Source organism: Psychrobacillus sp. FSL K6-1415, assembly GCF_038003185.1.
Lineage (GTDB): Bacteria > Bacillota > Bacilli > Bacillales_A > Planococcaceae > Psychrobacillus > Psychrobacillus psychrodurans.
The window spans coordinates 3,938,042-3,959,340 of record NZ_JBBOOQ010000001.1 but is presented as its reverse complement, the minus strand read 5'-3'; the positions used below and the strand labels follow the sequence as shown (position 1 = coordinate 3,959,340).

Annotated in this window: 22 protein-coding genes and 1 riboswitch; of the genes, 17 read left to right on the top strand and 5 right to left on the bottom strand. The window is 35.8% G+C overall.

What is annotated here, in order from left to right; genetic code table 11:
- Positions 1 to 4: 4 nt before the first annotated feature.
- On the bottom strand, positions 5 to 1,045 hold the full coding sequence (locus tag MKY60_RS19475) for a DUF418 domain-containing protein (RefSeq protein WP_241598138.1): 1,041 nt from the start codon (positions 1,043 to 1,045) through the stop codon (positions 5 to 7).
- A gap of 933 nt (positions 1,046 to 1,978) precedes the next feature.
- Here MKY60_RS19475 and MKY60_RS19470 point away from each other — a divergent pair.
- The 3 genes from MKY60_RS19470 to MKY60_RS19460 are packed head-to-tail and all read left to right on the top strand — an operon-like array spanning position 1,979 to position 5,011.
- Complete coding sequence (locus MKY60_RS19470) at positions 1,979 to 2,746, top strand: ABC transporter ATP-binding protein (RefSeq protein WP_093496240.1); 768 nt, start codon at positions 1,979 to 1,981, stop codon at positions 2,744 to 2,746.
- Positions 2,733 to 4,646 (top strand): FtsX-like permease family protein, encoded by a 1,914-nt coding sequence (locus MKY60_RS19465; RefSeq protein WP_093496241.1) that lies wholly within the window; start codon positions 2,733 to 2,735, stop codon positions 4,644 to 4,646. The genes MKY60_RS19470 and MKY60_RS19465 overlap by 14 nt, the downstream gene beginning before the upstream one ends.
- Before the next feature lie 5 nt (positions 4,647 to 4,651).
- Positions 4,652 to 5,011, top strand: coding sequence for a YxeA family protein (locus tag MKY60_RS19460; RefSeq protein WP_093496242.1), 360 nt, complete (start codon positions 4,652 to 4,654; stop codon positions 5,009 to 5,011).
- Between the two features lie 46 nt (positions 5,012 to 5,057).
- Here the strand turns inward: MKY60_RS19460 and MKY60_RS19455 are convergent, their stop codons facing one another.
- Positions 5,058 to 6,497: a sensor histidine kinase gene (locus MKY60_RS19455; RefSeq protein WP_093496243.1), complete on the bottom strand. Its 1,440-nt coding sequence runs from the start codon at positions 6,495 to 6,497 to the stop codon at positions 5,058 to 5,060.
- Between the two features lie 6 nt (positions 6,498 to 6,503).
- Entirely contained in the window at positions 6,504 to 7,205 is a 702-nt protein-coding gene (locus MKY60_RS19450) for a response regulator transcription factor (protein WP_093496244.1), read from the bottom strand.
- A 271-nt stretch (positions 7,206 to 7,476) separates the two neighbouring features.
- Between MKY60_RS19450 and MKY60_RS19445 the strand changes: the two genes are divergently transcribed.
- Both MKY60_RS19445 and MKY60_RS19440 read left to right on the top strand, forming a co-directional pair.
- Positions 7,477 to 8,085: a LysE/ArgO family amino acid transporter gene (locus MKY60_RS19445; protein ID WP_093496245.1), complete on the top strand. Its 609-nt coding sequence runs from the start codon at positions 7,477 to 7,479 to the stop codon at positions 8,083 to 8,085.
- 270 nt (positions 8,086 to 8,355) lie between these two features.
- Positions 8,356 to 8,502, top strand: a riboswitch (cyclic di-AMP (ydaO/yuaA leader).
- A 148-nt stretch (positions 8,503 to 8,650) separates the two neighbouring features.
- Positions 8,651 to 9,979, top strand: coding sequence for a TrkH family potassium uptake protein (locus tag MKY60_RS19440; protein ID WP_093496246.1), 1,329 nt, complete (start codon positions 8,651 to 8,653; stop codon positions 9,977 to 9,979).
- Positions 9,980 to 10,036: 57 nt separating this feature from the next.
- Here the strand turns inward: MKY60_RS19440 and MKY60_RS19435 are convergent, their stop codons facing one another.
- Entirely contained in the window at positions 10,037 to 11,221 is a 1,185-nt protein-coding gene (locus tag MKY60_RS19435; protein ID WP_093496247.1) for an MFS transporter, read from the bottom strand.
- Between the two features lie 116 nt (positions 11,222 to 11,337).
- Between MKY60_RS19435 and MKY60_RS19430 the strand changes: the two genes are divergently transcribed.
- The 10 genes from MKY60_RS19430 to MKY60_RS19385 all read left to right on the top strand — a co-directional run bounded on the left by MKY60_RS19430 (position 11,338) and on the right by MKY60_RS19385 (position 17,989).
- Positions 11,338 to 12,036: a response regulator transcription factor gene (locus MKY60_RS19430; protein WP_276517590.1), complete on the top strand. Its 699-nt coding sequence runs from the start codon at positions 11,338 to 11,340 to the stop codon at positions 12,034 to 12,036.
- Complete coding sequence (locus MKY60_RS19425) at positions 12,037 to 12,972, top strand: sensor histidine kinase (RefSeq protein ID WP_340930937.1); 936 nt, start codon at positions 12,037 to 12,039, stop codon at positions 12,970 to 12,972.
- Between the two features lie 148 nt (positions 12,973 to 13,120).
- On the top strand, positions 13,121 to 14,044 hold the full coding sequence (locus tag MKY60_RS19420) for an ABC transporter ATP-binding protein (protein ID WP_093496249.1): 924 nt from the start codon (positions 13,121 to 13,123) through the stop codon (positions 14,042 to 14,044).
- Complete coding sequence (locus tag MKY60_RS19415; RefSeq protein ID WP_093496250.1) at positions 14,037 to 14,714, top strand: ABC transporter permease; 678 nt, start codon at positions 14,037 to 14,039, stop codon at positions 14,712 to 14,714. Before MKY60_RS19420 ends, MKY60_RS19415 begins: the two co-directional genes overlap by 8 nt.
- Positions 14,715 to 15,024: 310 nt before the next feature.
- Positions 15,025 to 15,609, top strand: a complete 585-nt coding sequence (locus MKY60_RS19410) for a lipoprotein BA_5634 family protein (protein WP_340930936.1) — start codon at positions 15,025 to 15,027, stop codon at positions 15,607 to 15,609.
- A 368-nt stretch (positions 15,610 to 15,977) separates the two neighbouring features.
- Complete coding sequence (locus MKY60_RS19405; RefSeq protein WP_269915826.1) at positions 15,978 to 16,133, top strand: hypothetical protein; 156 nt, start codon at positions 15,978 to 15,980, stop codon at positions 16,131 to 16,133.
- A gap of 41 nt (positions 16,134 to 16,174) precedes the next feature.
- Entirely contained in the window at positions 16,175 to 16,630 is a 456-nt protein-coding gene (locus MKY60_RS19400; protein ID WP_093496252.1) for a GNAT family N-acetyltransferase, read from the top strand.
- Positions 16,631 to 16,662: 32 nt separating this feature from the next.
- Positions 16,663 to 17,331 carry a hypothetical protein gene (locus MKY60_RS19395; protein WP_093496253.1) on the top strand — a complete coding sequence of 223 codons (669 nt, stop codon included), beginning with the start codon at positions 16,663 to 16,665 and terminating at the stop codon, positions 17,329 to 17,331.
- Positions 17,324 to 17,518 carry a hypothetical protein gene (locus MKY60_RS19390; RefSeq protein ID WP_093496254.1) on the top strand — a complete coding sequence of 65 codons (195 nt, stop codon included), beginning with the start codon at positions 17,324 to 17,326 and terminating at the stop codon, positions 17,516 to 17,518. Before MKY60_RS19395 ends, MKY60_RS19390 begins: the two co-directional genes overlap by 8 nt.
- 27 nt (positions 17,519 to 17,545) lie before the next feature.
- On the top strand, positions 17,546 to 17,989 hold the full coding sequence (locus tag MKY60_RS19385; RefSeq protein WP_093496255.1) for a GNAT family N-acetyltransferase: 444 nt from the start codon (positions 17,546 to 17,548) through the stop codon (positions 17,987 to 17,989).
- 165 nt (positions 17,990 to 18,154) lie between these two features.
- On the opposite strand, the gene MKY60_RS19380 is transcribed toward MKY60_RS19385, so the two are convergent.
- On the bottom strand, positions 18,155 to 18,493 hold the full coding sequence (locus MKY60_RS19380; RefSeq protein ID WP_090566533.1) for a winged helix-turn-helix transcriptional regulator: 339 nt from the start codon (positions 18,491 to 18,493) through the stop codon (positions 18,155 to 18,157).
- Between the two features lie 149 nt (positions 18,494 to 18,642).
- Here MKY60_RS19380 and MKY60_RS19375 point away from each other — a divergent pair, with 149 nt between their 5' ends.
- Complete coding sequence (locus tag MKY60_RS19375) at positions 18,643 to 19,698, top strand: LLM class flavin-dependent oxidoreductase (protein WP_093496256.1); 1,056 nt, start codon at positions 18,643 to 18,645, stop codon at positions 19,696 to 19,698.
- 331 nt (positions 19,699 to 20,029) lie between these two features.
- Positions 20,030 to 21,280: an MFS transporter gene (locus MKY60_RS19370; RefSeq protein WP_093496257.1), complete on the top strand. Its 1,251-nt coding sequence runs from the start codon at positions 20,030 to 20,032 to the stop codon at positions 21,278 to 21,280.
- Positions 21,281 to 21,299 lie beyond the last annotated feature (19 nt).

Here is a 21,299-nt window from a genome sequence, read left to right as displayed (position 1 = left end):
TTCACTATCTTTTTGCATATTTCTTACCATAAGTCATATAACGCCACATTTTCTCCAATGGCCCCATAGAAAAGAATTTGAACCAGACTATACTAAAGACTATCTGAATAGCATAGATTAAGATTGCAATATAGACAATATCCTTTGGTGAAACGACATCCAGACCAATAAGTGAAATGATAATTGTTCCTATAATGCTTTGAGCAATATAATTTGTAAAAGCCATTTGGCCGACAAATGAGATTGGTTTCAGAAATTTTAAGACATGTTTTTTTTCTAACAATAAAAATAATGTTGATAAGTAAAACAAGGTCGTTGGTATTGTCCCAAAAGCAATAAGTAAATCTACATTTTTGTCTCCGCTTTGAAAAGCATTCCAAATCGACAGAGAGAAAGGAATGAACAAAAGAAAGGTTCCAGCTTGCATCCATCGAATCTGTTTGGACAAACTTTGTATCTGTACAAGCCACCCTGCTTTAGCTGTTAAAAAACCAGCCAAAAACATAATGAATATTAGTATTAAATCGTTAGAAAAGAATTCTAAGATTGGTAAGAGCAGTTTCGTAGGCAAGAAAATCATTAATACTAGAGAAACTAAGTGGATAGTTGTCATTCCAACAAGCCACTTTTTGATGGTAGAAACTCTAGCGCGATAAAAAGGGATTAAAAACAACCCAACAATCGAGTATACATGTAGAATTGTTCCCCAAAATATGATTGAATGTATGATCCCAAGAAGTAAGAGAGTTAATAAACGTCTTACCATTCGTAATCTAGGTTTGTCACCCCGTTTTTCCGCTCTTGAAGCAAAAATAAATAGACCTGCACCAAATAGGAAAGAAAAAATGGAAAAGAATTTCTTCTCCACTATGATTGCAATTAGTTGGTGGATAACTCCATTAACACCACTATAATCTGGTAGTGGTTGTCCTTCTATAATAATTTTATATGCTGCAACATTTATCAGTAGTATACCAAATAGGGCAATTCCACGAATAATGTCTAATGAAATAATTCTTTCTTTTTTTGAAATGGACGGATTCATTATAATTCTCCTTTAAGTTTTATATTACTTTGCTTAAAGGTTAGTATAATTATCGAACCTTACGTTATATTAATAGCAACCTTACAGCAACCTTAAAACTTTTAGGGCTGTGGTAGTGCTGATGAACACCACTTATTATAAGCCATCCGTATTTTTATCAATGGGTGCTTGGGTCATCTATTTTAAAGAATAAGAAAGTATATAAAATGTACCATGAACTCTGGGTTCTTGGTACATTTTAAGAATGAATAATCCTGTGATTTTCTTACATGTGGACGCTTTACGCGGGCGTTGCCTAAGGCTGATCCCGCTGGAGTCGCCACATTCCACGATTAATCAATTATAGCGTAGTACAACAATTTAAATTTTGACAAAGTATATCGCTTAGATGATAAAATTGATCCAATTTTAGAAAGTGATTATATTCTTAGTAATCGCCTATGAATTAGAAGTGCTATTATTTAAAGATAGATGAAGGAAGTGAATTTTATTTGTGCTAGTCCATTTCAACACGACTTATCCAAATATACTCTAAATTATTTAGCGTGAATTCAACTATCTGTTTACTATAAGTGGACTTAGTTGATTGGAGCGCAGAGCGGCGACTCCAGTGGGAACAGCGCGAGCCTGGACTGAGCGTGCGAAGGAAGCGGCTGAAGCCGTGCCCACGGAAAGCGTCAGCCCGGAGCAGAAATCAATGGCATATCTAAGTCTCTGTTTTTAAAGGACCGGGATTGGGTAAAGGAAAACTTCGTTTCTATTTCGATGAAGCATATGATTAATACTCAACCAGAAAAAATAATGTAAAACCCGATTTCTAGTTAATAGAAGTCGGGTTTTTTCGGATTTAAGCTTGCTGTAAGGTTGGCATAAATTTGCTGTAAGGATGAGCATTTATAGTATACATATCGACAAAATTGAAGAGGTGAAAAAATGGAATCGTTATTAAAAGTAGAAAATGTGAAAAAAATATATGGTAAATCCAATGCAGCATACACCGCATTAGAAAATATATCATTCGATATTCAAGAGGGAGAGTTTGTAGGGATTATGGGTCCTTCTGGAGCGGGGAAGTCAACTCTGCTGAATATGTTGGCAACAATTGATTCTCCGACTGAAGGAAAGATATATATGAACAATACGAGTATCCACGATATGAAAGAAGATGCGTTAGCTGATTTCAGACGTGATAATCTCGGTTTTATATTCCAGGATTACAATTTGTTAGACTCTCTTACTGTGAAGGAAAATATATTATTGCCTCTGGCAATTGCGAAAGTTCCAGCAAAAAAAATTAATAGCTTAGTGACTAGTATTGCTAAAGTTTTTGGTATTGAAGACTTACTAGATAAATATCCATACCAAATTTCTGGAGGTCAAAAACAAAGAACTGCAGCTGCAAGAGCACTTGTGACGGAGCCTGTAATGATTTTAGCAGACGAGCCAACAGGTGCACTGGATTCAAAATCAGCGACAGATCTATTAGAAAGCTTAAGTAAACTAAATGAAAATAATAATTCTACTATCATGATGGTGACACATGATGCATATGCAGCAAGCTTCTGTCGTCGTATTATTTTCATCAAGGATGGTACGCTTTCAACAGAAATTTACCGTCGAGATAAAACACGGAAAGCATTCTTCCAAGAAATTTTGGATGTCCTTGCAACAATTGGGGGTGGGGTAGATGACGTTATTTAGTCTAGCGAGAAAAAACATTGCACGAAACTTTTCCCAATATTTTTTATATATCGCATCTATGGTTTTCAGTATTGTTATCTACTTTACATTTGTGACATTAAAATATAGCGATACGATTGCAGAAAAAACAGCTTCCTCGCAAAAATTGGATTCACTGATGAGCGGTGCAGCAGTCATTCTCCTACTCTTCGTTGCCGTATTTATAGCCTATTCGAACTCGTTCTTTATGAAGAAACGAAAAAAAGAAGTGGCATTGTATGCATTGCTAGGCGTTCGTAATCGTCAGATTGGCTTTATGCTCTTTTTTGAAAATTTATTATTAGGCTTGGTTTCATTAGTAGTTGGTGTTGTACTTGGGTTTCTTTGTTCAAAAGGATTTATGACGATTTTGATCCATTTAATGGGTTATGATGTCATCGCACCATTTACATTTTCGGAACAGGCAGCTTTGAATACCACTGTTGTGTTTCTAGCAGTTTTCTTTGTAACATCATTCCAAGGCTATCGTTTAATCTATCAGTTTAAACTCATCGATTTATTCCATGCATCGAAAAAAGGAGAAGTGGCTCGGAAGCCTTCTATGACTATAGCTATTCTTGGAGTTTTATTAATTTCGATTGGTTATTGGTTGGCACTACAAGATATGTTTACTTCAAAAGTCTGGGAAGCAGTTGGCTTTTTAATGATAGCATTAATCATTTTAATGACAGTTATTGTCGGTACTTTTCTATTGTTCCATAGCGTGACTGGTTTTGTATTAACGATGATAAAGAAAAATGAAAAATGGTTGTGGAAAGGACTTCATTTAATGACGATTTCCCAACTGTTATATCGTATCCGAGGAAATGCTCGTACACTGACGATTATTGCGGTGCTCAGTGCTACAACTGTAACAGCTGGTGGAGCAGTATATGGTCTATACTACAACATAAACGATCAGGTTATAACCTCTGATCCAAATACTTTTATGTATGAGCAAACAGATGAAAAACTCGATCAACAAGTCAGCAATGTGTTGCTAGATGTAAACTACGATGAAAATATCGAAGCGTTGTCTGTAGCCTTTCATACTGAACAATTAAACTCAGCATTCAATAACGCAGATAAGAGGATCTATACGATTATCAATGAAAAAACATATAACAAATTAGCAGCGATTCAAAAAAGGGAAAAACTACATGTTAATAACGAAAATGCCGTTATTTTAGACATTGGATACGACGAAAGGTTCTCACCTAAATACGAAGGAAAAACTGTCTCAACTGAGAACAACACTATTCTCACATTCCAAAGCTTTAAAACACAATCAGTATTAAACTCTGGTACGGCAGGGATTACAGTGGTAGTTTCAAATGATCAATTTAAAGCGTTACAAAAAGAAGGAGAAGCACTAAAATACCGAGTCATCGGTATTGATCAAGCTTCTATAGATTTATCTAAAAAGATTGCAAAATATTTACCTGAAGAAGCACAATTTTCAAGTGCCCCTCAGGACTTCCAAACAGGTATTGAAAGTGTAGGTTCCTTGCTCTTTATCGGGAGTTTCCTTGGTCTAGTATTTTTAGCGGCAACAGGAAGTATCATTTACTTTAAAGTTTTAACAGAAGCTGGGGAAGATAAGTCCCAATACAATATGCTTCATAAAATGGGAGTAAGTCCAAAGGAAATGCGTAAATCCATTGCATCTCAAGTGTTTGTCATCTTCTTTGTGCCACTAGCAGTAGGATTATTGCACAGTGCAATTGCTTTAAAAGCTTTCTCTAGTCTACTAATGATGGATTTAGTAAAACCGGTAGTAATCTGGATGATTGCTTATACAGTTATCTATGGACTGTATTATATCTTAACAGTAGCTTCTTACAATCGAATTATCACACAAAATAATAGAACAGAAGGATGATAGAGATGAAAAGATTTCTAATAGTAGTGGGTATTTTGTTTGCACTAGGAATAGTAGGGGTTTTTGCTATTACAAAAATAGATTTTAACCGTATAAATGCAAGCAATTATTATTTGCAAATTACAGAAGATGGCATACCACATGAGAACAAACTGGATGATGGTTCTGTTATGACTTCCTATTCTTATAAACTAGACGCTACAAATGAGGATGGTAAAACAATTTCGCTTGAATTCACGGCACATAAAAGTCTTCGCAAAGATGCCTACCTAAAAATGTACGTAAAAAAGGATGATCAAGTATCGTCATATGATGAAGTGAAACTGGAAGAAATACCGAAAAAAGCACAAAAACAATTAGAATAGAAAAAAGGGCTGTCTCCGATAACAAAGTGGAGAACAGTCCTTTTTTCTATAAAAGTATTGTTATAGTTGTTCCTTTGTTTTCTGAGCTTTTCAAGTCTACTGTTCCGTTATGGGCTAAGATGATATCTCGTGCAATCGCCATTCCTAATCCAGTTCCATGTGTACTAGTAGTATTTGTACCTCGATAGTAGCGTTCGAAAACTTGATCCATATCTTTAGAAGAGATTCCTCTACCATTATCAGCGATGGTAATTTGTGTATGGAATGCTGAGGCTGTGGATATGTTATTAGATTTTTGCTCTTGTCCACAATGTGGATAAACTTTATCAATTTGGATTCTTACAAAGACTTTTTCATTGTTATGCACAAGTGCATTGTTGATAAAGTTAACTATTGCTCGTTTCAGTAGTTTTTTATCCACTTTATGCACTGCTTTGTCCACATTAGCAACAAATTCTACATTTCGATTTCCGAACTGGGGATCATTTAACAGATTGATTGTCATTTCACGTATCAATCCAATAATATCCACGTCTTCCAGTAACAATGGTAGTTTTTTATTGCGCAAGCGCATCGTTAAGTTTAAATCATCTATTAGATCACTCATGTATTTGGACTGTCTATTTATAATAGATGTATATTCATGCAATTCTTCTTCTGTTAAATCCTTGGCACTATCTTGCATCAATTCTGCATATCCATGAATAGAGGCGAGTGGTGTCTTCATATCGTGCGAAACATTGCTGATCCATTCTTCACGCATTTGGTCAAGTTGATTACGTTCTTTCTCATATTGATCAAGCTTTAACGAGAGTTCATTCATATTGCGAAAAACATCTTCATACACACCATGTGGTATAGGCATTTTTTTAAAGCGTCTTTCACGTAGCTGGTGGATTCCATCTATTAAAATGTGAAGGGGACCTGTTAATCTTTTTCCGAATATAAATCCAACTATTAATGCAATGAAAATATCGACTGTTAGAATTAGTAAGAGTACGATATTAATGTTTTTAAGAACTTGTCCGTAATCATAGGTAAATACATATCGGTCAATTTTTTGATTTTTAATTCCTATTAAATAAGTAAAGTGATGGGCCTCTCCTATAAAAACTGTAGTCTTTCCATCTACTTCTTGATATTTATACGTTTGAACAACTTCAATTGGAGAATACTCTTTTTGTAAATTCTCAGGAGTATAAAAAGCTGCTACTTGGTCACCATTATTATTCAAAAATTGTATCCAAGCATTCAGTTCTCTTAGTTTTTCTAAACCTTTTTCATTGACCGTTGGTTTGTCGTGTTGCAGTGCTATATATTGTGAAAAATTTCTGCTAAAGTTTTCAGCAGACCCTTCGTCTGTTTCAAAATTACTCATTGATTTATAGATGAGTAAGGATAAAAGTATAATTGTATTCACAACCCCTACAATCACAACAATTGTAACAACGGATCCCAAAAAGCGCCGTGTCAATTTCCACTTCATTTTCCTTCACCTCTTGGTATGTAATTTATAGCCAAGCCCTTTAACGGTTAATATAAAGGAAGGATTGGAAGGCTCTACTTCAATTTTTTCGCGTAATCGACGAATATGTACCATTACCGTATTATCAGAACCAAAAAAGTTATCATCCCACACATGTTCAAATAAGGTTTCCTTACTTAGAATCTGATTCGGATGATGCATAAAACAGCTCATAAGTCCGATTTCTTTTGCAGTTAGCTCAATTGTTTTTCCATCTTTCTGCAATTCTGTTTCACTTGCACTGAGCTCAAAAGGCCCAACTTGCAAACTTTTCGGAGTCACATTTTCCTCTGAAAAACCAGCCCGCCTTAGCTGAGCCTTCACCCGATATGCCACTTCTTTGGGACTAAATGGCTTGGTAATATAATCATCACCACCAATCGCTAGCCCTAAAAGCTTATCAATTTCCTCATCCCTCGCAGACATAAATAAAATCGGTACATTGGAAACTTCACGAATTTGCTTGCATAAGTCGTAGCCTTCTCCATCTGGTAGCATAATATCTAACAATACAAGTGCTGGATTAAACTTCTGAAACTTTTCCCATCCATCTGCAACCGATCCTGCTGTTACAACATTCGTAATGCTTTCTTTGTATAAAACTTTCTCAAGGAGACGTGCCAAGTCTTCCTCATCGTCAATGATTAAAATCCACTGCTTACTATCCACGTTTTCACCTCCGAAACAATAATCTTTATCTACAGTATAACAATGTTCCTTATATTCGAAACCGTTTTGAATAGCTTGGCCACTCACCACCTTGAATTTGTTTTATCATCCACTTACTTATTTGTTAAGATAAACTGATTGATAATGGCCGATTTGGTTGCCAATTCATTTCAATTCCCCTCATTAAAATTTGGATAGATATTTGACCATCGAATTGGACCTTTTCATTATTTATATCATAGGTATGATAGAGAAGAAAGGAGTTGAAATGATGGAACCGATCATTCATGGTGTCCTGTTGGCATTTGGGCTTATACTTCCTCTAGGTGTACAAAATGTATTTGTCTTTACGCAAGGTGTCACTCAGCCAAGTTTGTTTAGAGCGCTTCCTGCAGTGGTAACCGCAGCAATTTGTGACACAGTGCTAATCGTACTCGCCATTTTAGGATTATCAATAATCGTTTTACAATTTGCGTGGTTAAGGATTATTTTGTTAGTTGCAGGAATACTATTTCTTTTATATATGGGAAAAGTGATTTGGTCTTCGAAATCAATGAACACATTAGGAAAAGAAGCATTACCTCTGAAGAAGCAAATTGTATTTGCACTTTCCGTGTCCATCCTAAATCCACATGCATTATTAGATACAATCGGTGTAATTGGGACAAGTGCTGTAAAGTATAGTGGACAACAACTACTTTTCTTCACAATTGCTTGTGTCTTTATATCTTGGATTTGGTTTTTGGGCTTGGCAGTTTTGGGTGCAACATTGAAAAAAATAAACATACGCAGCCAACTATTCGTTTTATTTAATAAATGTTCTGCAATTTTTATATGGGGAACAGCTATTTATTTACTGATAAGCCTGTTACCGGCGTAACTTTCCGATTATTGATTATGATATGAAAGAGTTCTAGCGTTAAAAGAAATATATGACAAGCGTTTATCGGAATATAAACTGGTGCAAATGAATTCTTTCTATGAAAATATAAATACAAAACACAAAAAAGTTTTCGAGTATAATATTCGAAAGCCTTTTCCTATATTATTGATTTTAACTTATGTCTAATCCTGATTCTCTACTATTAAAGCCTCTAAAATATTTGTTTACAAGACTAAGAGTTGGGAGTATTATTACTTTCAGTTTCATATTTCAAAATCGCTTAATCCATCTGGAACGGGGGAACCATTATTCGTGGCTACTTAAGCCGCGTGGGGTGAATCCTACGATTGTAGGGGGGGCTACTCTTTGCCCTAATCCGACAGCTAACTCCGTAAGCGTTGTGAGAGAGGAATTGGAGCTAGTGAGAATGATTCTATGCCCACTAGGCTATTACCTATGCCTTGTGGGTTTTTTGTTGTTTCATTGAAATGACTAGCTAATTTTGATTTTCAGCTTTTTAAAGAAATAGTTTTTTTCAAATTTAGTGCTAGGAGGTGTTCATATGCGAATAAGCAATAAGAAAAGAAGAACCGTTTCTCCACCTATTGTTATTGCTGGCAGTTTTTTATCTCTAATATTTGTGGGAACCATTTTGTTGAAATTACCTGTAGCGACCACAACCCACATATCTTGGATTGATGCATTATTTGTGGTTACCTCAGCAACCACGGTGACAGGACTTAGTGTATTTGACCCTGGTACAACATTGACTGTATTTGGGGAAGTTGTATTAATGATTCTTATTCAATGTGGTGGCATTGGTTTAATGACATTTGCTGTGGCTATTCTTATACTCTTAAAGAAGAAGATAGGTATTCAAAGCCGTATTTATATACAAGAGTCATTCAATCAAAACTCAGTAGGCGGTATTATAAAGCTAGTAAAGCTAATCTTATCATTTGTTTTATCGGTTCAACTTTTTGCAGCAACAGTTTTGACCATACACTGGATACCGACTTTTGGTTTTAACGATGCACTATATTTAAGTGTCTTTCATGTAATTTCTGCATTTAATAATGCTGGTTTTGCTTTATTCCCTGATAACCTGATTGGTTTTGCAAATGACCCTATTGTGAATATCGTATTATCGTTACTATTTATAATAGGTGGAATCGGATTTACCGTAGTAGTTGATATTCAACAAACAAAGTCATTTAGGCAATGGTCCCTTCACACGAAAATGATGGTTGTCGGAACTATACTTATCAATGTTATAGCTATCGCTTTCGTTTTCGTGTTGGAATATAATAATCAAGCAACAATTGGGGCTATGCCATTACAAGATAAATTAATGGTGTCCTACTTTCAAGGAGTGACCCCTCGTACTGCTGGATTCAATACATTAAATTATGGTGATATGGAGGATCCCACAATCCTTTTAACGATGGTTCTAATGTTTATAGGTGCGGGTAGTGCATCGACAGCATCTGGGATTAAGCTAACTACATTTATTGTAATAGTTTTAGCTACAGTATCTTTTTTGCGCAAACGTAGTGAACCAGAGTTATTTGGAAGATCTATCCGTCTGGAGACAGTAATAAGGTCTCTAGCAATATCAACGATTGGTTTATTCATAGTCTTTTTCTTTATATTTCTATTAACTATTACGGAAAAGATACCTTTTTTACCTTTGGCATTTGAAGTTGTATCAGCTTTTGGGACTGTTGGATTATCAATGGGTATAACTGCACAAATTAGTGACATAGGTGAAGTGCTATTGTGTATGGTAATGTTTATCGGACGAATTGGTCCTTTAACTTTGTTTTTCATACTTATGAAGCCGAAGAATGTTCATTATCGTTACCCGTATGATCAAGTATTTACAGGATAGTATCGAATAAATATCTGAAAAGAACCTTCAGCTTAGAGGGCTCTTTTCAGGGGATTATTATTTAATCTCTTCTTTACTTTTCAAGAAAGCATAGCCAGTTATAGAAGTAATGCAGATGATTGCTCCAATGACAAAGTACATAGTACGAATAGCTAAAAACTGAACACTGATTGTGGCAAATAGAATTCCAAGTGGAAGCATAAGACGCATAATTAATAGACGTACCGATGTAACTTTACCCATGAATTGATTTGGAATTCGTTGCTGAATTAGTGTAATGTTATAAATATTAAAAATAGCAATAACAATGCCTGCAATGGCCTCTGTCACAAGGGCTAGGAGATACCATGGAGTAAAAGCTAGCGATAAATAAGTACAGCCACCGATAAAAAGGGTGCTAAATAAAACTCCGAGTCCATTTAACGGCTTCAGTCTAGAGCTTAGTAAAGCCCCAATTGTATAACCAATTGGAAAGCCTGCCATAAAGAATCCATAAGATACAATAGGTTGGTCTAACACCGTTGTAATATAAGGCAGTGTTGTCACAATCGTTACCCCGACACCAAATTGAACAAAGCCGAAGAAAACACCCAACCAAACAATTAATGGCTGCTCAAAATAGGAATTCAATCCTTCCTTAAACTCCTCAATCCAAGGTTTTCGTAACTCATGCTTTAAATTCTTTTCATGTAGCTGTGCCAAGTTATATGTACTTAATAAAAATGCTATTGATATAATCACTAACATCCAGGTTACTGTTATAAAGTCTACTAAGACACCTGCACTGATTGGTCCCATTACTGCCATCACTTGACGAACGCTTTCAAGAGATGCATTTGCTTTTCCTAGAAATTCTTTCTCGACAATCGTCGGTAGAATGGATTGGTTGGCAGGGGTGAATATAGGCATTACTAGCCCAACAATAACTTGAACCAAATAAATGAGTGAAACAGAGAACCAATCGGAGAACAAAGTAATCGCTAACAGAAAAGCAAGGATAGCTCGGATTAATTGGCACCAAATCATCGTATACTTACGACTCCATCGATCAATATATGGTCCGATAAACAGCTGCATAAAAAAAGATGGTATGTAATAGATTAACCACACTAGTCCGAGTGCAGTTGCAGAGCCAGTATGTTCATAGATCAGTATAGAATTGCAAAAGGTAAAAAACGCACCACCAAGTTCAGAGGTGGCACTACTGAACCAAATAGAACGAAAGCTTTTGTTTAACTTCACATAATCACATCCTTATCTCTTGCTATCTTCTACAACGACTGTCTTTTTTCCTTTCCACGTTGGGTTATAAATGATATATAATGGCGGTATTGGCACAGTGAAATGGATGTGGAAAAATGCAAAAGAATATTCTGCTCGTAGAAGATGACAAAGAAATTAGTGAACTAGTAGCTAGTCATTTAAAACAGGAAAATTTTAGAGTACTGACTGCATTTAATGGGGAGGAAGCTTTAGTTATATTTAGAAACAAAGAGCCTGATTTAATTTTGCTAGATTTGATGCTACCAAGATTAAGTGGGATGGAGGTATTAAAGGAAGTAAGAGCAACAAGTATGATTCCTATATTAATCATTTCGGCAAAAGGTAACGAAATGGACAAAGCATTAGGCCTTGGATTTGGAGCAGATGATTATATTAGCAAGCCTTTTTCTATGATTGAACTAACTGCTAGGGTGCAAGCTGCTATTCGTAGGGCTACACAATACACTTCAGGAAATAATCAGACCACTTCACAAACATTAAACTACCTAGAGCTTACGCTGGACTTAAATACTTTTTCTGCAGAGGTTAAAGGGCGGCATATTCAACTAACATCCAAAGAGTTCCATATATTGAAGCTATTTATGAGTAATCCAAGTAGAGTGTTCACGAAGGAGCAGATTTACCATTTAATTTGGGAGGATGATTATTATGGTAATGAAAACGTCATTAATGTTCATATTAGGCGACTTCGAGAAAAGGTTGAAGAAAATCCTTCTACTCCGAAATATATCCAAACGATATGGGGTATTGGATACAAACTGGGAGAGAAATAGATGATTCCTATTTTAATTTTTATTATTATTTTTCTTCTAATACTAAATGGTCTTCAATACTTTTTAAGAGTTAAGATGAATAAAAACCTTAAGGAAATACACACAAGGTTATCAGATATTATCATAAATGAGTCAGCAGAAAAGGTGTTATTACAAACTGACCAAGAGGCTGTTCAGCTTGTACTTAACCAGATTAATCGTTTCTTAAGTTATAACCAAAAAGTAAAAGCCGATTATGTAAAAGCAAAAGACAGCTCCAGTAAAATGCTATCAAATATGTCTCATGATCTGAAGACACCGCTCACGGTAATTTTGGGCTACGTAGAAAAATTAAACTTGAATGATAATATGACTGAAGATGAACGAAAAGAGGTAAGCGACCGACTCTACCAAAAAACAAAAGATGTCATTAATTTGCTGAACCAATTTTTCGACCTTGTAAAAATAGATGCAGATGATTATGCAATTCCATTAAAGCAGGTGGCAATCAATGAAGTCTGTCGGAAAACAGTGTTGGAGTTTTACGAATTATTAAAATCCAAAGGTATTCAAGTAGAGATAGTTATTCCTGAACAACCACTTTATATTCTTGGAAACGAAGAGGCTCTGAGTCGAATATTTAACAATCTCATTTCGAACTCAATTCGATATGGAAGTGATGGCGGTATGTTCGGCGTGACGGTTCGTGAGGAAGAAGAGTTTGTTGCCGTTGACATTTGGGATAATGGTAAAGGAATTGAAACGATACATCAAGATCGTATATTTGAAAGGTTATATACATTAGATGATGCTAGAAACCCTGAATTTCAAGGGAGTGGTTTAGGCTTAAGTATTACAAAACGGTTAACCGAGTCGATGAAAGGATCGATTCATTTAAGCAGTAAGCCATACGAAAAAACAGTATTTAGCTGCATTTTCAAACGATTAATATATTAAAGCTTGGAAGGGATGTCCTACTGGAACGACCTTCTTTTTTTGCATACTTATAGAACTATATAAATTCTTAAGAAATTTGTAAGGAATAATACAGAAAAAAGATACCTTTGCCGATTATGATAAATATATAAGAACGGGAGGGATTAAGGTGGATTACGTAATTCAGACTAGTGGATTAACGAAAAAGCTAAAAGGAAAAACAATAATTTCTGATATAAATTTGCATGTAAAAAAGGGGGAAATTTATGGGTTTTTAGGGCGAAATGGAACAGGTAAAACAACGATTATGAAAATGTTGACTGGAATAACAACTCCTACTAGTGGGGAAGTATTATTGTTTAATCAAAAGTTGACAGAAGAAACGAAAACAGTTTTAAAGCGTGTGGGGAGCGTTATAGAATATCCAATCTTCTATGAGCATTTAACAGCGATAGAAAATATGAAATTGCATGGAGAATACTTAGGGTTTTATGATGAGAAAGAGATTAATGACGCTTTAGATATGGTACAGCTGAAAGATACCGAAGACAAAACCGTCAAGGACTTTTCACTGGGGATGAAGCAACGATTAGGAATTGCGAGAGCTATCGTCATGAAACCAGAACTAATTATTCTCGATGAGCCGACAAATGGTCTAGATCCAATCGGTATTAAGGATATACGAAACTTAATCTTAATGTTAAATAGAGAGTATGGAATAACTTTTTTACTTTCCAGTCATATTCTTGGAGAAATGGAACAGGTTGTCGATAGGGTAGGAGTCATTAATAATGGTAAATTGTTGAACGAAGTTACTTTAGCAGATATTCGTAAGAAACGAACGGAGTATATAGAACTGATGACCCCGAATATGGAAAAAGCACTCTATTTACTCGAAAGTAATTTCCAAATTTCCAATTTCAAAATGGTTACTAATAATCGAATTCGTATATATGACTTAACCCATTCACAAAAGACTATTTCCAAAATGTTAATACTTCATGATGTGGAAATTGAAGAAATACAAAAACACACGAGTTCTTTGGAAGACTACTTTTACGAGCAGGTAAATGGGGGTGGCAAACTTGATTAAACTTATTCTCTTAGAAGGAAAAAAGTTGAAGCGACATATAATAATTGGAGAAGTGATAATCTACTGGATTGCCCTCATGTTTTTACCGTTACTCTTTATAAAACAAGTTAGTGCAGATTTTGGTAATAGCTTTACAACAGTAATGGAGCTTAATAAGGCAATTCAAACAGGGCTAATTCTCTTCGGGGCTTCTCTTATAAATCAGGTGTTTATTGATGAATATAAAAATAAAACCATCTCTCTTGCATACAGTTATCCTATCAATAGAAAACAACTCTTTACAGCAAAAATTCTCTTTATAGCTCTTCTTGTTTTCCTCGTTACAATTATTTCCTATACACTGACAGCGGTTTCTACTTATTTAATTGACCAAGTACACCCTTTTATTATGGGAGAATTTAATCCAGATGATATACTTCTCTATTTCAAGGACATGATAATTCGATCTTTTCAGATTACAGTTATTAGTTTTATACCTCTCTATTTCCTAGGTATATGGAAAAGACTCACTATTCCAACTGTACTTTGTGCAATATTAATCATGCAATTACTTAACTTCGCTCCGATGCTTAATCTGAATCTCGACCTTTTAATAGTATTACTTTTCTTATTAGGAGGACTTAGCATAATTCTCTCGATTTTCAAGGTGAAGAAGGTAGGGGAAATTTAAGTGCGTCGAAGTATGGGAAAAGAATAATACAATATGGAAAAGTGGCTTTCTACTTTGAAAATAGTAGGAAGTCTCTTTTCATATAGCAGCAGGTCTATCCAAAGCTTACTGAAATCGATTGAAACAGGTTTCGTTTAAAGAACCGGGTATTATTTTACTTACCTGGTTTTTCTTATTTTTAATTTGGGAAATCGTTAAGTTGCAAAATTGTAATGTAAACGTCATCTAAAGAGAAGGCTAAAGATAAGGTTACCTCCTATAATAAAGTCAATAGCAAGGAAGAGTAAAAATGAAAAGGAGCTAATCAAAAATGAAAAAATTACTAATTATATTTCTAACTACTCTTATAGCTGCGTCAATATTAACGGGGTGTAATATGTTTGCAAAAGCAAATGGAGTAATTCTCTATGGGGAAGAACAACAAATCATCGATTCTTTGGAGCGAGAGAAGGATGATTTAGCAAAGGAAGATCAGTACAAGATTAAGGTTATGGAAAATGATGGGCAACAAATCATCGTCCTAACAGATGAAACAGTACAAGCCCTTGTAAAGAAAAAGTTAATAAAAGAAATAACAAATCAAGAGAAAGGGAAAACAAAAGCAATTTCATCTCTTCCGAAAGTAGCTGAAGGCGAGGGAATACTTTTTGCAAAGAAAGAGCCAGCAGCACTTAACTTAGAAGGCAAGGATTTAAATGTAGAATATGAGGGGAATTTGATTATTGGAGAGGGAAGAGCCTATGGCGACATGTTTCTAATCGTAAATGATGCTGATTTCGATTCGATAAAAGGAACAGAAAAATTGATGGCTTTACTTGAGTATGATAAAGATCCAAGTGCAGACGGATTAGATTATGATGTAGAAAAGACACAACTTGTCAGAATTCAAGAATAAGTTAAGTAGGGACTGTCCATATACATGGGCAGTCCTTTTTTAAAAAGATAAGAAATTGTATAAAAATGTTCTGTGAACACTGGATTCGTAGGGCTTTAAAGAACGAATATTCTTGTGATTTACGCTTATGTGGACGCTTTCCGTGGGCGAGCCGAGCCCGAGCCTTCTCGTATGCTACGCTACCTGTGGGATCTTGACTTTTTCGCTTCTCCAGCTTGAGTCGCAGAAAGTAAAATTTCGTTGTACTAGCGTCCAGTTCAATATTACTGATTTCAAGTACACGATAAAATAGTAAGTACTATTGACTTCAATTATATCCGTTTACTTCAAGCGTACATGGTTGATTGGAGCGTATGTAGGAGACTCCAGTGAGAACAGCGCGAGCAAAAGACCCAGGATGGATCGAAGCGAAGGAAGCGTCCGCCCTTCGCTACAATCAACAGTATATCTATGTTTCTGTTGAGAGAGGACTGAGCATCTTTTCTTATTGGATATTTGCGATAAAAAAGGAAATACCTACCTAAATGTAGTATATATACTAATAACCATGAAGGGGGAGTTACAGATGTATCATTATTTTGAAGGGCTCGTTATTAGGGAAGGAACCATGGGTATTCCTGCTGAAAGCGTAGAAGAACTTTTTAAAGATGCCGGATGGAGTAATCATACGCCAGATTGGCAGAAAGAAAAATTTACGCTTATATTTGAAAACTCCACATGGGCATATACTGTTTGGGATGATGAAAAAATGATTGGGATGGTAAGAGTCATTTCCGATCAGATAATGGCAGCAAACATTATGGACTTAGTAGTGCATTCAGATTATCAAGGGAAAGGTATTGGCCGAAAGCTTGTGGAATTATGTGTTCAAAAGTTGCCTCATGGAGATTGGTTTGCCCATACATCAGCAAATAATTTTAGTTTTTATGAGAAATGTGGCTTTGAGGTAAAGGATTTAAGCCAACAAGGAACCTGTAGTTATTATGGGTATATACAGGCTAGAAAAGATGGACATAGATAATATAAGGAGTATAGACGAAGGAGTTTTTCTATATGAAGTATATAAATTCAAGTGTTACTGGATTCAAAGGTATGAAGATACCATATACGATGCATGGGAGAACGGACTGCGCAAAGGATTTAGTAATCTTTTTTCCAGGTTCAAATTATACGGTAAATAGCCCTATATTTCACTTTTTAGGTGAAATGATATTTAAACAGTCTGTACATATTTTAGAAGTCAATTTTCCATACAAGGATGAATTTTATGATGATTTAAGTCAGGAAGATTTATACAAAGCGGTCATAACGGATGCAAAAACGGTGATAGATAAGGTTCTTGAATCTCACTCCTATGAAAACTATATATTTATCGGCAAATCAATTGGAACAATAGCAATGAGCTCTGAGTTAAATCGAAAAATTTTTAAACGTGCGAAGGGAGTATGGTTAACGCCACTAATAAATAGAACCGAAATATTAAATGTGATAAGTGAAACCTCAAATAAAGGATTATGCATACTTGGAGATAAAGATAAAATTTATTCTGAGAAAAGATGGGGCATAATAGAGAAGAATCAGCATATTACAGCGAGACTAATACCAAATGCAAATCACAGACTAGAAGATGATGAAGATTTTTATAAATCCTTTGATATATTAAAAAGTATCATAACTGATATAGAAGACTTTTTATTAAGGGAAGTGATAAGTAATGAGTGAACGGTGGGAAACTAAAAAGAAAATTAGGAAGAACCGTAGAAAATATAGTGATCGATACACATTTGGTGACTTTATGTTTGAGGTTTTCTTTTGGATACCAGAATTGCTTTTCCTTCCTTTCCGTATGATTTTCTGGTTAGTTAGAGGAGTAGGAAGATTGATATGGAATCTGTTTGATGGTATATAATAGGGTTTAAAGTAAGGAGTGATGTATATGTGGAATTATATGGCCTTTGAAGAGTTAAGTCCTTTGGAGTTACAACGTATTTATAAAGAGAGAGTGGCTGTTTTTGTAGTGGAGCAGAATTGCCCATATCCAGAAGTAGACGATTTGGACCTAATAAGCGCACATATTTTTAAAGAGGAAAATAATGAATTATGTGCATACATGCGTGTGTTTCCAGAAGAGGATAATATCCATATTGGGAGAGTACTAGTGGCCGGGAATTATCGTAAATCTGGATTAGGGAGAGAGCTTGTAGCGAGGGGACTGGAATATATAGAAACAATTTATCCAGGAATGCCTATCTATGCACAGGCTCAAGCGCATTTGGAAGAATTTTATCGATCCTTTGGTTTTGAAACAGTGTCGGAAGTATATTTAGAAGATAATATTCCGCATATTGATATGATAATCCCGGCTAGAGAAATAGAATAGCAATTCTACATAAGTAAAACGGCTCCTTTCTAATTAGGGGCCGTTTTTATAAGGAAAATCTCAAATCGCAATTTGCAGTTCGAGAATCGCAACTCCACAACCCTAAATCGCAACATCGCACCCTCAAATAGCAAGTTCCGAGTCGAGAATCGCAAGCTAACCTGCTTATAGTTGTCCTTTTTTCGTTTTATGAAGAGTATGTGCTGTACCCCATTCGTGCATGGCTACCAAAATGGGTTCTAAGCTTTCTCCATACTCACTAATGGAATATTCTACTTTCGGCGGAACCTGAGCATAGACATTACGCGTAATGATATCTTCTTCCTCTAACTCTCGCAGCTGTTTTGTTAGCATTTTTTGAGTGATGCCAGGTACTCTACGTTTTAAATCACTGAATCTTTTTGTACCTTCTTGTAAAAGGATTAATAAAATAATTGGTTTCCATTTTCCGACTAGAATACCTAAAGCATCGTCCACTTTGCAAAGCTCTGGTTGCATATCCATATCCACAGTATAGTCTCCTCACAGTTAGTATCATTATGTATACTATACCACTTTTTTGTGCGTACTTACGGAAAGAGAATTTCAATACTATACTGCTATATGAGAAGTAATGATTTTATAGAATCTATTTATACAGAAGGGTGAGGTTAATGGAAAAATACCGTATTGATCAAAGAAAAGGTTTAGAATTTGGGTTATATACATTAGGAGATCATATGCCGAATCCTCATACAGGAGAACGTATTACTGCAACGCAGCGCCTACATGAAATTATTGAATTGGCAAAGCTAGCAGAACAGGCTGGAATAGATTTCTTCAGTGTTGGGGAAAGTCATCAGGAATATTTTGCAACACAAGCCCACACAGTTGTTTTAGCTGCAATTGCACAAGCAACTAGTACAATAAAAATTGCGAGTTCATCATCAATTATAAGTACGTCAGATCCAGTGCGAGTCTATGAAGACTTTGCAACAATAGATTTGCTGTCCAAGGGACGAGCAGAGATCGTAGCTGGACGTGCATCTAGAATAGGGCTTTTTGAGTTGTTAGGATACGATGTTCGATATTACGAGGAGCTATACGAAGAAAAGTTCGATTTATTACTAATGATTAACCAAGAAAATGTCGTCAATTGGAATGGACAATTCCGTGCACCACTAAAAGATGCAAGCGTCATACCACGTCCGCAGGGAGGCTCTTTACCTATTTGGCGTGCAGTAGGTGGGCATCCTGCAAGTGCGATTAAGGCAGGGAATGCTGGTGTACCAATGTTCTTAGCTACTTTAGGGGGACCTGTCTCCTCTTTTAAACGCTCCATTGAAGCATATAGAGATGCGGCTAAAAGGAGTGGCTTTGATCCTTCTAAACTTCCAGTTGCTACAGCGGGTTTCTTTTACGCAGCGGAAACGACGCAACAGGCACAAAACGAATACTATCCTTATATCAATGAAGGAATGAAATTATCGAATGGCAGTGGTTATCCAAAAGATGCATTTGCTTTAGGGGCAGATCCGCACAATGTCATGAATATCGGAAGTCCACAGCAAATTATCGAAAAAATTCTATATCAGCATGAAGTATTTGGTCATCAAAGATATATTGGACAAATGGATTTTGGAGGCGTACCTTTCGATAAACTTATGAAGAATATTGAACTCATCGGCAATGAAATTTTACCTGCTATTAAAAAATATACAGCTAAATAGTATTTATTGAATAGTAAAAAAATATATGGTAAAATGAAATTCACTTTAAAGAACGGGAGGTTTTCCTTTTGACAGCATCTATGAGACTTAGAATCCAAGCTTTGAACCGTTAATTGAATAGGATCAAGGGCTCTGCACTAGTGTGGAGTAAATGGGATTAGTCTGTCTTTTTGGGAAAACTTTATTTTACGTTTATCAAAAAAGAGGGGAAATCTGCCCTCTTTTTTGTTGTCTAAAAATAGTTATATACTTAATCTTTTTCGACTCGAGCAAAAAAGACCTTACCATTTACTTTTCAAGCAGAAATATTTAAGAAAAGGTCGTGAAGAAGATGAATACAGAGTTTGAAAATTGGAAAAGGAATATTATTATCTTTTTAAGCAGTCAAACGATATCGCTATTTGGTTCGTCGTTGGTCCAATACGCGATTATGTGGCATGTAACACTTACTACTAAATCTGGAATGATGATGACACTGTTTATATTATGTGGATTCATTCCTACCTTTATTTTATCTCCATTTGCTGGAGTTTGGGCAGATCGCTACAATCGAAAGATGCTCATAATTTTATCTGATGGCCTAATTGCTACAGCAACTCTCGTAATGGCAATTGTCTTTTTAATGGGATACGATGCTATTTGGCTCCTGTTTGCTATGGCGGCTGTTCGAGCTATAGGAACCGGTATTCAAGGACCAGCCGTGGGGGCTATTTTGCCACAAATTGTTCCAGAGGATAAACTTACGAAGGTAAGCGGAACTAACGGAAGTATACAGGCGATTATAATGTTTGTGTCGCCTATGGTGAGTGCAGCATTGCTGACGATGACTACGTTAGAAATAATTTTCTTTGTAGATGTTGTCACTGCAGCTATAGCAATCGCAACTTTGCTCGTGTTTTTGAAAATTCCAGCACATGCGAAGGCATCTATGCAACAAACGACTAGCTATCTTGCTGATTTTAAAGAAGGTTTATCATATATAAATAACCATGCATTTTTAAAGAAATTCTTTTTGTTTTTTGCGTTATTTTTCATTCTGATGGCACCAGCTGCATTTTTAACTCCACTACAAGTGACACGTAGCTTTGGGGATGATGTATGGCGATTAACTGCCATTGAAATTGCCTTTTCTATTGGTATGATGGCAGGGGGAGCTATTATTGCATCTTGGGGTGGCTTTGCCAACAAAGTGCATACGATGACACTCGCCAGTGTTGTCATGGGAGTTTGTACGATTGCCTTAGGTGTGATGCCGATCTTTTGGGCTTACTTACTTTTCATGGGGCTATTCGGAGTATCCATGCCAGTGTTCAATACACCAACTACAGTACTAATTCAGGAACGTGTTGAAGGTGATTACCTTGGGAGAATATTTGGTGTGTTTGGGATGATAGCTACTTCTATGATGCCGATTGGGATGCTCATCTTCGGACCCATGGCAGATATCGTGAGAGTAGAATGGATATTACTAGGCACAGGAATACTTATGTTGATACTGGGACTGTTATTAGGGAGAAATAAAGTACTATTAAAGGCAGGAGAACCTGTTGTGGTCCAAGAGTCAGTCGATTTAAATAATTAAAAATTATAAACACCTTGAG